The sequence below is a fragment of the Alteromonas sp. KUL150 genome, assembly GCF_009811475.1.
Taxonomy (GTDB): Bacteria; Pseudomonadota; Gammaproteobacteria; order Enterobacterales; family Alteromonadaceae; genus Alteromonas; species Alteromonas gracilis.
In genome coordinates, this window is sequence record NZ_BLIJ01000078.1 from 21271 (window position 1) to 38706 (window position 17436).

Consider the following 17436-nt stretch of genomic DNA (forward strand, 5'->3'; position numbering starts at 1 on the left):
ATTCAAGTAGTTCAGTCCCAAAAATCTTTTCGATATTGCGTGGGTGTTTTGCCCACCAATTTCTTAAAAAAAGTATTAAAGGTTGCTTTGCTGTTGAAACCGGCTGCATCCATAATATCTAACATAGTGGCTTTTCGATTTGATTCACTTTTTAGCAGTAGTTTACTCTCTTCAATGCGATATTGGTTGATGAATTCAAAGAAGTTTTTATTGAAATGATGATTAATAATATGCGACAGGGCCCGTGGAGCAATATCAAGCTGTTTAGCTAAGTTTTCTAGCGTAAGTAGATGATTCAAATAAGGTTTATTCAAATGCATATAATGAGTGATTTTTTCTACTTGTCGTAAATCAATCTTTGATTTTTCTTTGGATGTATTAGGAGTGCCTTGACGCTCTATACCACGAAATATAGTTGAATAGCCGGCACTGAAAAATATCAATCCGGACACGATGAGAATTACCACGTAATTAGATGATAAACCTAATAATTCATGGTCGACATAAAAACCGACTTCATAGGCCGAAATAATCGCCAAAGCGGTAAACACGCTAATAACGCGAACCCCTAAAAAGCCTAACACGAGTATCTTTAGCCAGGTCAGATCGACACTTTCGGTTTCAGCAACCTGTTGTTTTAACTGTCTTTGATACTTATTCAATTCCATTAAGCATAGAATGCCACATGCCACACGAAATACTTCTCTGAAAAGATGAATAACTCGCTCATAGAATGGACTGTTGGCAATGGTGTCACCTTGCAAAGCGGCAATTTTCAAAGCTTCATCTTCGAGCCACCAACTATTGGCAAAGTATATGGCGTACAGCAAAAACGGAACGAGTAAGAGTAAATCGTAGCGTCTGAATTGATAATCTTTGTAAATAAGGCTGCGGATGTAGAAAAGCAATAAAGGGGCTTCTATCCAATACGCTAAACCAAATGAATAAAAAAGATTCGGGGATAACTGCAATGCGGTATCGCGAAATATTTCTCCAAAATTAATCAAGTTATCCAGTGGTATAGCCGCTTGCGACAATAAGAAAGCGGCGAGAAGCAAGTGTGTTTTACGCTTACCACGCTTCAACGTTACTAAAAATAAAGCAAACAACAAGCATTGATAAACTGTAAAAAGCAGTACCAAATCATGCATATTGAACAAAACCGCTTTCATATTAACAGCCTGAAACCATTTATTTTTTATGTTTATAACTTTTTCATTTTCGTTAAGCAATAGGATCAACACAAACGTTATAAGTAAATATTGTGTTAATGTCATGTGTTGGCCCGGTTTTCATAATTTTCATAAAAAGCGTTCAAATACCGGTTCATCGCTTTTATTTTAACTTACGATACCTATAAAAAGACGACTTGCCGCGATTTTTGACAAAAATAAAACAAAACATATTGAGGTCAAAATATCTATGGTTTCTTTCATTCATTCGACAGCCGTAATACGCAACCGACATTATTTCCGTGTGCTGTTCGCTTTACTGTCTATCATTTCAATCACCGGATGCAGTGAAGACAATAGCAAACAAAAATACACTGAAGATCAAGTCAACAAGCCTGTGAGTATTAAGGTAAGTCAGGTCGGCTATTTACCTAACGGCAGCAAGTATGCTGTAGTGCCATCAAAGTCTGCGACCCGTTTTGTAATAAAGCGTGAGACGGACGATGCCGTTCGATATGAAGGCGTATTGAACAAACCAGAGAATTGGCCGCTTAGTCAAGAAGCAAACCTTCGTAGCGCTGACTTCAGTGAATTTACTGAGCAAGGTAAGTTTTACTTAGAGATAGCGGCTCTTCCACGCTCCGCACCATTTGTCATCAGTGATGGGGTTTACTTTGCCCCACATATTGCTGCAATTAAATCGTTCTACTTTAACCGTTCGGGTACTGAATTGGATGCTACCTATGCTGGAAAGTGGGCTAGGGAAGCTGGACATTTAGACGAAGTAGTCACGGTGCACTCTTCTGCAACCGCATCATCGCTCGACTCACACACTGTTGTCACCTCTCAAAAAGGCTGGTACGACGCGGGAGATTACGGCAAGTATACAGTTAATGCAGCAATCGCCACCTATACTCTATTGGCTGCGTACGAACATAATTCACAGTATTACGAATCACTTACCATAGACATACCTGAGAGGCATAACGATATGCCCGACATCCTTGATGAAGTAAGCTGGAATTTGGATTGGTTAGCCACTATGCAGCGATATGATGGCGCCGCCTTTCACAAAGTTACGACTTTAGAGTGGCCGGGAAAGGTTATGCCACATGAAGATAGTGAGCCGCTATTTGCGATAGGTGTGTCAACTTCGGCTACCCTTGATTTAGCCGCCATTCTTGCGGTCGCGAGCCGTGTTTACCAAGAGCATGATCCCGATCTGGCTAAGCAATGGCTAGCGCAAGCTGAAAAAGCGTGGGAATGGGCGATAGAAAACCCTAATGCACCTTATATACAGCCGGATGATGTGCAAAGTGGCGAATACGGTGACAATACTTTCGATGATGAATTTTTCTGGGCTGCTGTTGAACTTTACCTTGCTACAGAAGATCTACGCTATCTAAGTCACCTTTCGAATAACCCTGTTGAATTTACAGTACCAGGATGGGCTAACGTAGAGACTCTTGGACTCATCTCGATGCTTACCCGTGACAAAGTTTCGTTACCAAGCGTGCATTACGAAAAGTGGAGGCAGAAGTTACTCACCCTAGCTGATGATATTGTTGAGCAAACAATGACATCTCCTTATCGCGTACCCATGGAAGAGGCCGATTTTGTGTGGGGAAGTAACAGTGTTCTGTTAAATAAAGCAATGGTATTACTCGCTGCGCATCGGCTCACTAGTAATGACAATTATCTGAAAGGAGTTTACCAAAGCATTGCTTATATATTTGGTATGAATGCCACGGGCTACAGTTTTGTCACAGGTATAGGAAATAAAACCCCTATGTATCCACATCATCGTATTTCTGAAAGTGATAAAGTTGAGGAGCCTATACCGGGTATGCTTGTAGGTGGGCCTCATTCTGGGCATCAGGATAATTGCACTTATCCCTATCCATTACCCGCTGATTCCTACCTAGATGAATGGTGTAGCTTTTCAACCAATGAAATTGCTATAAACTGGAATGCTCCTATGGTGTATGTACTAGGTGAGTTGAATGCAATGCAAAAAGAGCCTAAGTGACAGTGTCCACTTCCCATTATGAGACATAAATTAGAGCTTTCCAGTCCTGAACGGTAAGCTGCCCTAGGCAGATTACCCGGACTGAATCTACCATGCTTCTTTAGGCATTTGTTACGACTAGAAACAACTCTTGCGTTATAATTTTTTAATCGAAATAGCTCTAAAGCGCACGATATTATTTTTATCTCGCTTTTCCCTATATGCTTTGCTGCCGTGATGTTGAAATGCGATTACCCCTTTACTGTCTTTCACATCTTTGACATGGGTAGTCAGTAGGTCATTAATAAAGATTTTGATATCAGAACCTTTACAGACTATTTTTACCTTGTTCCACGTTAAGTGACTATAAGCTTCACCTTGCTCTTTAGTCCACTCACCTAAGTAGTTGGTAACAAAGTCTTCATCGGGGTGAGAGCGGGTAGGGTGTATTGGGTAAAGCCATTTTCTGCGGCCCTGATCGTAAAGTCCGCCTGTCCATTTTCTGTCACTGGGGTCAATATCTACTTGATAGCCTATAATTTGTTTACCTTTATCGGTTTCGATAATTTGACCTCGAAAAATTATGCCTGAATTACTGTACTCTGACGTATCTGGCATCATTACTTCTGCTTCAAGTACAAAGTCTTCATAAATTTTTCTAGTTGAAAAGAACCAGTTTTTCTCAGCTATAAGCTGCAGTTCTCCATCAACAAAATGTGCTTCGCCGTCATTATAAACATTTTTGAAGTTAGACAGTTTTTCGTCTAATAAATACTCAGTAGAAGTGCACCCATTTAACATCAAAAGCGCAGCGAATAGACTAACAAACGTGGGGTATCTCATGGTTAACTCTCCAGTTGGTGCACACTAAATTACTCTTGGAATACAAGCCCTCGCCATCTTCCTCTGGCGTATGCCGTGCCGCCATTCTCAGGAACTTTTCCATTCGTTACTGCCTTTGCTTGAACGGTAATGATGTCACCCGGCTTTAATGTAAGTGAGCCCAAGTCAAAATAGTTTTCTTGATAATCGGTGGTAGTTTCTCTATTGGTGAAGCTGCCAATTTCTTTGTCATTCAGTAGTACTTTGTAAGATGACTCACCATCTATTTCGCCAAGCGTAACTAATATTACGTTCTTAAAAGTTTTTTGAGCGCTAGCCTTTTTCCCCCACATTTTTTCAGGAACCTTTAGTTGAGATGTCGCCCAGACATTTCGAGATTGAATCTCTCTCGCATCGATGCCTAACGCACTATTTCTGCGGTCATGATAAAAGGGAACATCACCGGCAGACTCAAAGGTTTGGGAAGCTTCTAAAATAAGACTGTATTCCTGTACGTTAATGAACGTTTCTTTTAAGGAAAGGGGCAGAGGTGTGTATCTAGTTTCACTTGGCCCTGCGCCTTCGGGCTTGTAATCAGGGTCTTGAGTCAGAATGATTTTGTCTAATTCAAAGCCATCTTCACGCATAGATAGGGTGATATTGTGCACGCCATTTTCAGGTATATCTAACCAGATAGTGTTTGGAGTCCCACAATGGTTGTCTTTTTGCCTTTGATTTGATGACCAGGTCCATTTGTTTTTGCCCTCACAAAGTTGAAGCCTTTGGCCATTTGAAGGCCATGTATTGTTTAAGCCGATGTGCAAACCATTGTCTTCACTACCTGAGCTGTAAGCTCTTGCCCAAACGAAGTATCTACCCGGTGTATTAAAATATACAGGATAGGTAAGGACAGCTAACTTACCTGGTGTGGCAGAAAAATTAACGCCGTGCTCTAAGGGCTCGGAATGGTTCGTTCTTGTGTCTGGCAGTAACTCAATGTACGCATCATTGCTGGCGTCCTCTAAATGCATTTTATCGCTATCTGCTAAACCATGGGCGTTATTGCTCTGATTATTGAAAATAATCCAGCGACGCGTGTCCGCTTTATGTTGTGTAGAGTAGTGTTCAGCTTCTATCACCGCAGTTCCGTTTTCGGTAGTGATGATAGAATCTTCAATGCCCGCAAAGGTATTAGTTGCTGCGATTAATAAAAAAAGTGAGCAAGTAATAGTAGTTACCCTATTTGTATCGTTAATTATCATCGCGCTTCCTTAGACTCTTATCCTTGAGGATTACGCGAAATTGATATTGACCAGTCGGTAGAGATGTCCACTGGCTGAGCACTTCCCCATTAGATTTTTCAGCCTGTTCAACTTTGTATTGTGCCGGTGGAATAAATTCTGCGGTAGTATTGAAAGGGATCGTGACAAATACGTCGAACCCACCGCTTGCCATTTTCCAACTTACATCAATAGTTCCACTTGGTGTAGGTATGGAACCATCAGCATAGCCGAGTTGCGAAGTAAGTTGGGGGGAGATAACCGCTCTCTTGAAGCCAGGTAGCGAAGGCTTGACGCCCAAAATACCTTCGTAAAACCACCTTGAAATAGTACCGTAGGCGTAGTGATTCAACGAATTCATGCCTTGTGGGTTAAATCCGTCTTCTATTGAGTACGAGTTCCAGCGTTCCCATGTGGTGGTAGCGCCATTGTTGATTGAGTAGAACCAAGATGGATAAGTTTCTTTAAATAGCAGTGCATAGACTAAATCAGTTCGTCCAGCCTCTTGTAGAACATTAGCCAGTAACGGCGTTCCAAGAAAGCCCGTTCTTAAGTGTGTGTCCGACGCTTCAAGTAACGAAACGAGTTTAGTTTGGGCAATCTTAACATCGCTTTCAGGTAAAAGGTTGAAAGCGAGTGCAAGAAGATAAGCTGTTTGTGTTTCCTTTCCTTTTACTACGTTTAAATTTGAGTCAAAGAATTCACTTCTGAAAGCCTTCGCTAGCTCTTTGTGTTTACTCGCTAAGCGTTTAGCATCTTTCTTGAAGCCAAGCTCCAATGCTGTTTTTTTGGTTAGCTCTACCGAACGAGCAAAAAATGCTGTCGAGATAAGAGAGAAGTCAGTGTCTCCTCGGTTTGCACCTTTTCCTTCTTTTTCAGGGTAGGGTTGTAGCCAATCACCAAACGTCATCATGCTTGATATATTATCTTCAGCCTGGCTTTCGTGATAATCAATCCAGGCTGTCATTGATGGGTAGCTGTCTTCTAGGATCTTTTTATCGCCTGTCATCATGTAGAGCTCCCACGGGAGAATAGTCGCGGCGTCACCCCAACCCGATGATGTCCAGTTTATCCATTTTACAAAGGGTACGTAGAGTGGAACGAAGCCGTCTTCGGTTTGTTCTTCGCGCAAACTCTTAAGGTAGGCAGACCAGAATCCATATACATCCGCCATATACATTGATGGGGCTATAAAAGCGTTGGCATCACCTGTCCAGCCTAACCGTTCGTCGCGCTGAGGGCAGTCCAAAGGGATATCGAAAAAGTTGCCTCTTAACCCCCAATTAATATTTTCAAATAGTTTGTTCAGTTTTGGGTTGGCACTAGAAAAATTGTTATATAGCGCTATGTCAGAATGTTGTACGTTCGCTACTATCCAATCTTTTACAGGAACTTTGCTTTCGTCAAAACCAGATACTTCTATGTAACGAAATCCATGGAAGGTGAAAGTAGGCGTATATTTGGCTACGCCGTTTTTTGACGGCAAGTAGTAATCCGTTGAATGCGCAGAACGATAATTCTCTGTGTAAAAGCTTCCTTTATGTAGTGCCTCAGCAAAGCGTAATTTAACTTCTTTGCCTTCTTTAACGGGAATATTGATAGTGGGAACGCCCACCATGTTTTGGCCAAAATCAAAAATAACGGTGTCTTTATCAATTTGCTCGAATGATACTGGGGCTAACTGCTTTATATTACGAACGGGTAAGTGACGTTTCGGACGTAAGAGTGTGTCAGGCGTTACCACCTCGGTAACAGCAGTGCTCCATTTCGAATCATCAAAACCTGGTTTAGTCCAACCGTCCATTTCGAACCGCTGGTCATATCGTTCTCCATCGTAATTACTCGCAAAACGGATGGGTCCCGACTGTGTTGCTTTCCAAGAGTCGTTCGTTGTAACAAGTAATGTCGTATTGTCTGAATAAGTAATTTCAAGCTGAGTAAGAAACCGTGGAGATTTTAAATGGTCGGTTTCCTTTAAATCTGCAATTCTTCCCGAATACCAACCACCTGCAATGATAGCCCCAAGTACATTTTCGTTTTGGTTAACTAAAGAGGTTACATCATAGGTAAGGGTTTCAATTCGTTTTTCATAAGGTGTCCAACCTGGTGGCAATGCATCGTTGGCGGTGACGTCCTCACCATTTAGGAAAACCTTAAACACACCTTTCGCCGTTACATATAGCCTTGCTTTACTCACTTCCTTATCTAACGAAAACGGCTTTCTAAAATACTGCGGTGTAGCTAACGTGCTTTGTGAAGGTGATTCAGTTGCTTGGGTTTCTTTCGCCCCTATCCATGAAGCTTTCCAGTCGCTATTTTTGAGCAGGCCTAACTCAATGTGCGCTACATCGCTCCATTGCGAGACGATATTGTTTTCGTCCCAAAACCTGACTCTCCAAAATACCTTTTCTCTTGAAAAGATTGGCTTACCTTCGTAATTTACCCATGACATGGCGGAAGACTGGACTTTGCCACTATCCCATTTATCTGGTTTATCCATTAAGTTTTCAAATGTTGACGCCACTTGTATTTGATACGCCAATTGTTGGGTGGACCTTTTATTGTCTAACGGTGCCTTCCAAGAAAAACGTGGAGTAGATTCATAATAGCCAAGCGGGTTCGTGAATCCTTCTCCTACAGTTAATAATGTGGGTTTATCATTATTTGAATAAGAATGGGATGAACAGGCACTTACAAACATGACCGTTGCTACAGCAAGCCAAAATACTCTTACAAAATTCATTTTTATTCCTTGAACATCAGTTTTTTTCAATGGTCAACATTGTTGTAGCACTCTCGATGTAACCTGGTCTATGTGCGACAGCTTCTATTACACCGGGTTTAATAGGTTGCGCTTCTTTATATATTTGCCAATTTTGTGACGTTTTATCCCGTTTATACCTAAAAGCAATAAAAGCTCCAGGCGTCTCGCTAGCAATTACGGCTTTGCCATCTTCAATGACTAATTTTGGGGCTTTGGTTTTAGGCTGAGTGCTTGCATCACCCCATAAGGTAGCTATGAGTTGCCTCTCTGTTCTTGTAGGGTCGTCACCAATATCCTTTAACCAGTTGTTCAGTGCACTCTCCATCTCATTACGTTTATTTTGATAGTTTTTGATATAGGCAAGATTGGATAGTTCGTAAGGATCATTGCAAACATTGAAAAGCTCATAAGCGTCCTTGGTTTTTCGAAACCATTGGCTTTGTGCTTCATTGAGTTTACCCGCAGCATTTAATGCAAGTAGCTCGCGCATACTCGGTATTTTCTCTCGGTATGCAACAGGAAGGTAATACGGGTCATTAGGACGATAATTGCGAATATATTTATAGCATTGATCTCTGACGGCTCTTATTGTGTCAGTAAAACCATCGAACCTATCCGCTGCAGCATAAATGTATTCTCTCTCATCTGAGGTGTCTAAAAAGTTGTCCCCTTGCATATAATCAGGAATGGGCACTCCGGCCATAGCGAGTGTAGTCGGTGCGAAGTCCACAAAAGACACAAGACGCTCTTCTATCGTTCCTGCTTTCTGACCGTTGGGAAAGCGGATAATCAATGGTACTTTTAGCCCGCTGTCATAGATTAGGCGTTTTTGCTTTGGCATTGGACCGCCGTGATCAGAGTAGAAAACTACTATAGTGTTGTCTAACAAGCCGTCGTCCTCTAACACATCTAAAATTGCTCCGATTTGTTTATCAGTTTCGGCTAAATTATTGTAAACCTTCCATAGGTCTCTCTGCACAATTGGCGTATCGGGTAAATAAGGTGGGACTGGAAATTTGGTCTCTGGGTCTACATGAATAGGTGTAGACTCTTTATCCGTCTTAATTCTATGATCGGTAGGCAGTGCCGAAATCTTGTCAGCGTCATTAGAAAAGTAATGTCGTTGTTCCAGCTTTCTTATGCCGTAAGGTTCAAATAGGCCTGACTCATGAGTTGTCGTGAAATTGAAAATAGAGAAAAAAGGCTGATTACTTGGGCGGTTGCGCCAGTGAGCGTAAATTCCATTTTCATCCCACGCAGTCTTTGGTGCTTTAAATTGATAGTCGTTTTTATAGTTGTTAGTAGTGTAGTAACCTGCCTCCCTCAGCAACTGGCTTAACATCTTTGTGTTTTGAGGAGGAACTGCTTCATACTTTGGCAGGCCGGTTTCTTCAGTGTTAGATGAAGTTCTCATATTGTTAGCTCCGAACCCGTTAGGGTAGAGCCCTGTAGCTAACGCTGCTCTACTTGGTGCGCAAACGCCTGACGTTGAGAAAACGTTATTGTATACAACACCCTCGTCAGCCAATCTAGATATGTTCGGAGTTTCAATGCTGTCGTCACCGTACATAGGCAGTAGTGGGCTCATGTCCTCTATTACTAACCATAAAATGTTTGGCTGGTTGGTAGCAGCACTTGCATGTATTGAAAAGCCTAAGATTAGAGCAATAGTTGCAAAGACTTTGAGCATTTCAGCCTTCATTTTGTTCATGGCCATTTTCCTCTTTTTAACCAATCCTCTTATTCTTATAGAGAGAATCCCATTAATGACTCTAGCGCCGATGTTAACATTGTTTTAATCATAAATGTAAATATTAAGTCAAAATCAATCTTTCGTGAGGAATTACAACTCTCTTCATCAAGGCAATCACTGTCTTCACTTGGCCTATTTCTAAAGCGTACGCTTTTTTCAATTATTACAATATGTTGCTATATTTATTATGAAATTACGTTACTTATATGCATTTACAATGAATTCTAAACGGCTTTATTTATTCAATAGAAGAGACGCTCACATTGTTTTTGCGTGAATGAAAAAGATTGTAAATGACCGCTTTTTTGTTTAAAGTCACTATGGATATTAACGATGTATTAACGTTTCGAGGTTATATTAGTGAGCCGATTAAAAACATTGCTACTTCAGAGTGTTCTGGGTTGTGCGGTCAGCATCAGTGGCGTAGCCGCTGCACAGACTTTCGACAAAGCAGGCTGCTTCGAGGTTGAAGCAATAGACCGTGTTTGGTCGGGGCACCGTGTTGCGTTTGATTACATCGGTAAAGGCGACCAACAAATTGTGGCTTATTATGATGCTAGCAGACAAATGAGTGTTGCTTATAAACCCTATCCCACAGGAAACTGGATATATCAAAAGTTAGACAGTTATTTGGGATGGGACAGTCACAACAGTGTCGTTATTGGCCTCGACGAAGAAGGGTATATTCATATCGTTGGGAATCTACATGTTAACCCTATCGTCTATTTTAAAAGTGAAAACCCTTACGACGTGCGAAGTTTAAAACGTGTTGACTTCATGGCTGACAAGGAAACAGAAAGTCGAATGACTTATCCAGAGTTTTTTAACGATGCCGAGGGGAAACTCTATTTTAAATACAGAAACGGACGAAGTGGGAGCGGTAACGAAATTTATAACGCTTTCAATGCTAAAGACGGGACGTGGCAGAGGTTGCATGATTCTCCATTAGTTGACGGAGAGGGAGAAAGAAATGGTTATTTCTGGGGGCCTGTTCTTGGTCCAGACGGTTACTTCCATCTTTCGTGGGTTTGGAGAGAAACACCTGTCGCAGCCTCTAATCACGATATTTCCTATGCCAAGAGTAAAGATCTTGTGAACTGGCAGAAATCAGACGGCACTTCAATCTCTCTACCTATGAAATTAAGTAATAGTGAAGCGGCAGTTCCGCTTCCTCAATTTTCAGGCATTCTAAACGGTCACACACCTATTGGATTCGACCATAAAGCTCGACCTTTAATTTCATATCAAGCCTATGATGACAAGGGAGATAGCCAACTCTTTATAGCTAGAAATGACAATGGGAATTGGAAAAGTTTTCAAGTATCTAGTTGGAAAGACTCACGTCAAGAATTGAATATGACTGGTGCCCTTCCTACTACTCTTACAGTCAAGAAACCAGCGAAGCTTCTTAATAGCGGAGATGTAGAGGTATATGCAGACCTAAACGGTACATCTTACGCTTACACACTTGATGTTGATTCGTTAGAAGTTAAATCTGAGTCGACCGGCTCACAAATTCCACCGGCATTGCTTGCCTATGATAAAACTAACGACATGCCCTTATATACAAAGGCTTTGAAACAGCTTTCACCAGAAAATAATCATCTTACTGCTGGAAAACGCTTCTACTTGGCATGGGAAGCCTTGCCGCCTAACCGTGATAAAGGAAGGGCGTTTATACCAGAACCAACAACATTAACTGCACATTGCCTAGAATAATATGCAGAAAAAAGAAACAAGCGGTTTAATCTTCAACTTAATTAGGAAATACCATGAACAAACTTAGGTTTAGTCTTATAAGCGTACTTGGTGCTTTATTCACATCTCTTTCTTCCAGTGTAGCTGCACAGGACAAACCCAATATCCTATTCATTCTTACAGATGACTTGGGCTTTAACCAAGTCGGAGCCTATGGCAATACGCCAATCAAAACTCCAAACCTAGATGATCTTGCTTCTAATGGTATCCGCTTCGACCAAGCGTATGCAGGTAACACAGTGTGTTCTCCATCGCGTGTCTCTTTATTTACAGGGCGAGATGGCCGTTTAATGACGAACAATTCAAACACTGTTCAGTTGACAGAAATGGATATAACCCTAGCGCACGTATTAAAACATGGCGGCTACGACACGGCATTATTTGGTAAATATTCTATTGGTTCACAAATGGGTGTCACAGACCCCCATGCCATGGGATTCGATACTTGGTACGGGTTTTATTCAATCCTTGAGGGTCATCGTCAGTACCCTCATATCGTTTGGAAAGACGGTAAGAAAATTCGCGTCCCTGAAAACGAAGGCGGTAAAAAAGGCGCCTATGCTCAGGAGCTTTTCACGAAGGAAGCTATTGAATATATAAAGCAGCCACGAGAAAACCCATTCTTTATCATGCTTGCTTACTCGTCGCCACATGCTGAATTAGGTGTACCAGAGAAGTTCAGTGAGCAGTACAAATTCGCTGAAACGCCCTATACAGGTATGAAAGGTGGCAATCCAGCTGACAAGTATGCGTCCTACTATCCAGAACCTGTTGACAAGCCGAACGCGACACTGGCAGGTATGGTTTCAGCACTTGACCACTATATTGGTCAAATTGTTACACAGTTAGACGAAATGGGTGAACTTGATAACACACTCATCTTCTTTACGTCTGACAATGGCCCGCATGATGAAGGCGGCGCGGACCCTGAATACTTAAAAGCCTCTGAGCCCTATCGTGGTATGAAACGAGATTTATACGACGGCGGTATCCACGTTCCAATGATTGTTCACTGGCCAGAGCGCATTAAAGCGGGTCGGACAGACGATACACCTTGGCTATTTGCAGATGTTATGCCCACTGTAGCAGAGCTTGCGGGCGTAAATCTAAACATGGTTCCTAGAGTTAAAACCAACGGTAAATCAATTGTAGGGCTTTTAAAGACTGAACCCAGCGAGATGGGTGAGCGAGTACTCTATTGGGAGTTCTCGAAGCAGGTAGGTGATCCTAACTCAGGCGTAATTGGAGATACCTATCAAGCGGCTCGTAAAGGCGAGTGGAAAGCGGTCCGTTATGGCTACGACGCACCACTTGAACTGTTCAATATTGAAAAAGACCCTGCTGAGTTACGTGATCTTTCGAAGAAAAATCCAGATATTGCCAGCGAGTTTTTGGCGCTATTTGAAGAAAACAAAGATTAGTAGAAAAGTGACGGGGATAAATAAGATGTTAAAACGTCAATTTTTACTCAAGAAAACGCAACTAGCGTTCAGTGTAGCTTTAATGAGCGGAGCAGTTCTATCTGGCTGTGCTATGCAAACGAGTAAAGTAGGTCCTACAGCCTCTGAAAACACTCAGTTTGTAGAGTACTTTGCAGACAACGCAGTAGGTAACCCTCTCGCAATTGTTCAGCATCCAGCGGCCATACACCAAAACGGTATTACCTATGTGTCTTATCAAGGACCTAAAGAAGATCCGTTTGTTGCCACGTATGATCACAGAACCAAAGAGTGGAAAGGTCCCTTCAAAGCGGGGACCAGCGAGTTAGGTCGGCGCGATGGTGGCAAGAAATTCGATAACCATGGTAAACCAACCATGCTTATTGATAACGAAGGCTATATCCACATTTTTTATGGTGGCCATGGCGGCAATAAATCAGACGGTCACAATTCTCTGGGTAATACTCATGTTGGTGCAAACAAACATGCGGTTTCGAAACGTCCTTACGACATTACTGAATGGGAAGACTTAGATAATATCACGCCTTTCGGTACTTATAACCAAGTAGTCAAAATGGACAATGGCGATATTTATCTGTTTTTCCGTCATGGAGCTCACCGTAGTGATTGGGTGTATCAGAAGTCTGTGGACAACGGGCGAACTTTCTCTGCGCCTGTGTCATTTCTTAAGCACAAACGTCGCACAGACTTAAAGGCTGTGGATAGCTGGTACGCATGGGTCGGAAAAGGGGAAGGAGATAACCTAATCGTTTCCTACGATTATCATATTTGCTGGGATAGTGATGCTGGTAGGGATGATAGAGGGCATACCCCAGAGCGTCACGACCTTTACTTCATGAAGTTCAACACGCAGACAAATGAATGGAGCAATGTTAAAGGCGAGGCTTTGTCTCTGCCGGTTACCAAGGAAATGGCTGATGAGAAAACGTTAGCAATGAAAACGGGCGAGCTTTGGACATTTAATGGTACTTCACACCTCGATAGTAAAGGTAACCCGCATATAGCAATCAATGCTGGCGTGGATATCGGTCAGAAGGCTGGTGGACCCAAACAAACTAGACATGTTTGGTGGGACGGTGAGCAGTGGTTAGGTGGCGAAAAAATAATCGATGGATATGAAGGTGTATCTCGTGGTGACTTTCTAGTCAACGGCCCTGAAGATATTCGCTACCTCGTTGCTTACGAAAAGGACGGGGCCGCGGTTTTGTCTTGGTGGAACAGCAATAATAACGGAAATTCATTCTCAGAATCATCAACTGTGCTACGAAAAGAAAATGCGAGTTTCGCTATCACAACACTAATCGAGAACGCGCATCCAGAGGCACAAATGCTAGTGGCTGAAAAAGAGAGTGATGAAAACATAAAAATTTATCTGGTCGGTGAAGATGGTCCGGTACCGCGAGCTTTGAGCAGCCTTAATGCTTCAAAAAAACCGGATATGTAAACCTACAGAGTTGTTAATTGCTCCCGCGTTTTAGGAAGCAGACTGCAAAAAATTAATTGAGAGTAACGATGAATCACACAAAATTAAAGTTTTCAGCCATTGCGGTGAGTTTAGCTATAGGATTAAGTGCATGCTCCGGTGAGTCAACAGAGAAAAAGACAAAAAACGTAGAAGTTGAATCTGTGAAACAAATGGAATCAACGCAGGTTGAGGCCGAGCAGGACATTCAATCTGAAGCGTTGCGTATAGGAAAAAATGCAGCGAACTGGCAAATAGCTCAGTTTGGCAACTTGGACTATATACCTGAGTCGCATCGTGCTAAATCTGAAAATGCAAAGTTTTGGATTCAAGCTGCATTTTACATCGGTTTGACCCGCTGGATTGATGCTACTGATGACGAGAAGTTAAAGAATTTTGTAAAAGAAGTCGCTGAAAGAGAGAGCTACGAATTAATTCTTGAGCGTCCTTATCATGCAGATGACCACGCGATTGCTCAAACTTATCTTTGGCTCGCTGAGCGTGAAGGTATTGAAAAAGCATATGAGCCTACCAAAGAAGTGTTCGACATGATTTTGAGTAAGCCCCCTGAAGTTGGATTAGAAATGGGGGATAGTGAGTCGAGTACAGGTAAATATCATTTGGAAGGGAACTGCCAACTAAGATGGTGTTGGGCCGATGCGTTATTTATGGCACCTCGTGCATGGGCCCAAATGACGAGAGTTACCGGCGACCCAAAATATCTTGAGTACGGTGACAATGAATTTTGGGCATCGGCAGACTACCTTTTCTCAGATGAGTACGGCTTGTTTTATAGAGACAGCCGCTATTTTGATGCGAAGAGCGATAACGGAGAGCCAGTCTTCTGGGGGCGGGGCAATGGTTGGGTTTTCGCCGCCATACCGATGATTATTGAAGAATTGCCAGACGGGCATCCTTCTAGAGAACGTTATATTGAGCTCTATAAAAAGAATGCAGAGGGGTTAATGGCACTTCAGAAAGAAGACGGTTATTGGCCAGCCTCTTTGATGGACCCTGATAAGGTAAAAACACCAGAGGTGAGTGGAACAGGGTTTATAACCTTCGGTCTAGCCTGGGGCGTTAATAACGGCATCTTGACTGACCAGCGTTCAAAAGAAATTGTCGAAAAAGGCTGGGAAGCAATTACGAAAGCGGTTTCTGACGATGGCCGCGTTCATTGGGTTCAGCACGTTGGAAAGAGTCCTGACCCTGTAAAAGAGTCTGACTCTCAGCTATATGGAACAGGTGCTGTGCTACTAGCTGCGTCAGAAATGTTGAAATGGAATAAATAGAAACGTTTGTACTTCAGCCCCTAGTTTTACGCGCGTTTGCTAGGGGCTTTTTTGTATCTGCAATTCTCAATTTTGAGATCTCATCTTTCAAAATGTAATAGAGAAAGGAAGAAATCTATTTGAAACAGAGGTTTTTCTGGCACTCGATATACTCAAAGAATGATTTATTGAAAGGTTAAATAAAAAGCGCAGTGTTAACTAATATACAAATAAAGGAATCTGAAATGCTCTCATACGAAAGAAAAATAAAACAAAATCTGTTGCGTTTTACAAGCTGTGCGATTGTCTTATTTTCTCTAGCAAGCTGTGCCAACCAAACTAAACAAAATGTGATAACTAATGCTGCCGAGCAGCCAGCGCCACCAAATATACTGTTGATACTATCTGATGACCACGCATGGAATGATTATAGTTTCATGGGCCATAAGATCATTAATACACCAAGCTTAGATACTTTGGCCAACGAAGGAGTTACGTTTAGTAAAGGCTATGTTCCGACTTCACTCTGTAGACCTTCTCTAGCAACAATTGCAACAGGTCTTTATGCTAGTCAACACGGCATTACTGGAAACGATCCCTCTAGAGAAACTCCAGGAGGAAAACAAGGAGAGCAATATAAACAGCTTCGCTCGCAAATTATCGCAAAGATTGATGAAGTTAAAACCTTACCAGAATTATTAAAAGAAAAAGGCTACGTATCTCTACAGACCGGAAAGTGGTGGGAAGGCAGTTATGAACGAGGCGGTTTTGATGAAGGAATGACAAAAGGATTTCCGAATCCAGGTGGTCGACATGGCGATGAGGGCTTAAAGATTGGTCGTGAGGGAGTCGATACTATTACCCGTTTTATAGACAAGACTCATGAAGCAAATAAGCCGTTTTTTGTTTGGTATGCGCCATTTATGCCGCACTCGCCACACACGCCTCCTAAGCGAATTTTATCAAAGTACGAAAAGTATGACTTACCAGAGTCTATTGCTAAATACTACGCGATGATTGAATGGTTTGATGAAACGAATGGAGAATTGTTTAGCCATCTTGAAAAACGTGGTTTGAAAGATAACACGCTTATTGTTTACGTTTCTGACAACGGGTGGATTACTAACCCAAAGCAAACTGATAGGTTTTTACCAAAGTCGAAGCAAAGCCCAAATGAAAGTGGCGTTCGGACTCCTATTATTTACTCATTGCCAAATAAATTTAAGTCATCGTTTAGACAAGAAAGGGTGAGTAGTATTGATATAGTCCCTACTATTTTAGGTGCTGCGGGTATAAGCGTTCCAAGTGAGCTGCCAGGTATCAATTTGTACGATAATTTAGTAACGGGTGAAGATATCGACAGAGAATTAATATTTGGCGAAGGTTTTGCACATGACATGGATGACTTAGACGACGTTGAGTCTACACTGCTTTATCGCTGGGTCATTAAGAACGATTGGAAACTAATTGTTAGCTATGATGGTAAAAATGTTAGTTACCAGAAATATCATGATGAATTTTTGGTTGGCCCAAGACTTTATAATCTTGCTAACGATGAATTTGAAGAGAAAAACTTGGCTGCGCAATACCCTGATAAGGTTGGCGAACTGAAAAAAGAAATTGAAGAGTGGTATGCATTGGAAGAACGTAAACTAATCCAGTAACATCTTCAATAAACTCCATGAA

General features: G+C 41.9%; 11 protein-coding genes. 6 read left to right on the forward strand and 5 right to left on the reverse strand.

Going from position 1 to position 17436, the window contains the following annotated elements:
• Positions 1-11: 11 nt before the first annotated feature.
• A complete protein-coding gene (locus GVO62_RS18370) occupies positions 12-1232 on the reverse strand; it encodes a helix-turn-helix domain-containing protein (protein WP_236547233.1) in 1221 nt (406 codons plus the stop codon).
• Positions 1233-1422: 190 nt separating this feature from the next.
• Between GVO62_RS18370 and GVO62_RS18375 the strand changes: the two genes are divergently transcribed.
• Positions 1423-3201 carry a glycoside hydrolase family 9 protein gene (locus tag GVO62_RS18375; protein WP_159120487.1) on the forward strand — a complete coding sequence of 593 codons (1779 nt, stop codon included), beginning with the start codon at positions 1423-1425 and terminating at the stop codon, positions 3199-3201.
• Between the two features lie 135 nt (positions 3202-3336).
• Here GVO62_RS18375 and GVO62_RS18380 read toward each other — a convergent pair whose 3' ends face one another.
• The 4 genes from GVO62_RS18380 to GVO62_RS18395 are packed head-to-tail and all read right to left on the reverse strand — an operon-like array spanning position 3337 to position 9757.
• Entirely contained in the window at positions 3337-4023 is a 687-nt protein-coding gene (locus tag GVO62_RS18380; protein ID WP_159120488.1) for a 3-keto-disaccharide hydrolase, read from the reverse strand.
• A 29-nt stretch (positions 4024-4052) separates the two neighbouring features.
• Positions 4053-5264, reverse strand: coding sequence for a hypothetical protein (locus GVO62_RS18385; RefSeq protein WP_159120489.1), 1212 nt, complete (start codon positions 5262-5264; stop codon positions 4053-4055).
• Entirely contained in the window at positions 5254-8025 is a 2772-nt protein-coding gene (locus GVO62_RS18390) for an alpha-L-rhamnosidase (protein WP_159120490.1), read from the reverse strand. The genes GVO62_RS18385 and GVO62_RS18390 overlap by 11 nt, the downstream gene beginning before the upstream one ends.
• A gap of 16 nt (positions 8026-8041) precedes the next feature.
• Positions 8042-9757 carry a sulfatase family protein gene (locus tag GVO62_RS18395; RefSeq protein WP_236547234.1) on the reverse strand — a complete coding sequence of 572 codons (1716 nt, stop codon included), beginning with the start codon at positions 9755-9757 and terminating at the stop codon, positions 8042-8044.
• A gap of 402 nt (positions 9758-10159) precedes the next feature.
• Here GVO62_RS18395 and GVO62_RS18400 point away from each other — a divergent pair, with 402 nt between their 5' ends.
• The 5 genes from GVO62_RS18400 to GVO62_RS18420 all read left to right on the forward strand — a co-directional run bounded on the left by GVO62_RS18400 (position 10160) and on the right by GVO62_RS18420 (position 17414).
• On the forward strand, positions 10160-11518 hold the full coding sequence (locus tag GVO62_RS18400) for a BNR repeat-containing protein (protein WP_159120491.1): 1359 nt from the start codon (positions 10160-10162) through the stop codon (positions 11516-11518).
• Between the two features lie 53 nt (positions 11519-11571).
• Positions 11572-12978 carry a sulfatase-like hydrolase/transferase gene (locus GVO62_RS18405; RefSeq protein ID WP_159120492.1) on the forward strand — a complete coding sequence of 469 codons (1407 nt, stop codon included), beginning with the start codon at positions 11572-11574 and terminating at the stop codon, positions 12976-12978.
• Between the two features lie 25 nt (positions 12979-13003).
• Complete coding sequence (locus GVO62_RS18410; protein ID WP_159120493.1) at positions 13004-14461, forward strand: BNR-4 repeat-containing protein; 1458 nt, start codon at positions 13004-13006, stop codon at positions 14459-14461.
• A gap of 68 nt (positions 14462-14529) precedes the next feature.
• On the forward strand, positions 14530-15771 hold the full coding sequence (locus tag GVO62_RS18415) for a glycoside hydrolase family 88/105 protein (RefSeq protein ID WP_159120494.1): 1242 nt from the start codon (positions 14530-14532) through the stop codon (positions 15769-15771).
• Between the two features lie 224 nt (positions 15772-15995).
• A complete protein-coding gene (locus tag GVO62_RS18420) occupies positions 15996-17414 on the forward strand; it encodes a sulfatase family protein (protein WP_159120495.1) in 1419 nt (472 codons plus the stop codon).
• The last annotated feature ends 22 nt before the right edge of the window (positions 17415-17436 follow it).

Bases quoted from the DNA above. Each gene is read 5' to 3' on its own strand.
- GVO62_RS18405 (WP_159120492.1), top strand. From the start codon at position 11,572: ATGAACAAACTTAGGTTTAGTCTTATAAGCGTACTTGGTGCTTTATTC.
- GVO62_RS18390 (WP_159120490.1), bottom strand. From the start codon at position 8,025: ATGAATTTTGTAAGAGTATTTTGGCTTGCTGTAGCAACGGTCATGTTT.
- GVO62_RS18375 (WP_159120487.1), top strand. From the start codon at position 1,423: ATGGTTTCTTTCATTCATTCGACAGCCGTAATACGCAACCGACATTAT.
- GVO62_RS18395 (WP_236547234.1), bottom strand. From the start codon at position 9,757: ATGAACAAAATGAAGGCTGAAATGCTCAAAGTCTTTGCAACTATTGCT.
- GVO62_RS18415 (WP_159120494.1), top strand. From the start codon at position 14,530: ATGAATCACACAAAATTAAAGTTTTCAGCCATTGCGGTGAGTTTAGCT.
- GVO62_RS18380 (WP_159120488.1), bottom strand. From the start codon at position 4,023: ATGAGATACCCCACGTTTGTTAGTCTATTCGCTGCGCTTTTGATGTTA.
- GVO62_RS18410 (WP_159120493.1), top strand. From the start codon at position 13,004: ATGTTAAAACGTCAATTTTTACTCAAGAAAACGCAACTAGCGTTCAGT.
- GVO62_RS18385 (WP_159120489.1), bottom strand. From the start codon at position 5,264: ATGATAATTAACGATACAAATAGGGTAACTACTATTACTTGCTCACTT.
- GVO62_RS18420 (WP_159120495.1), top strand. From the start codon at position 15,996: ATGCTCTCATACGAAAGAAAAATAAAACAAAATCTGTTGCGTTTTACA.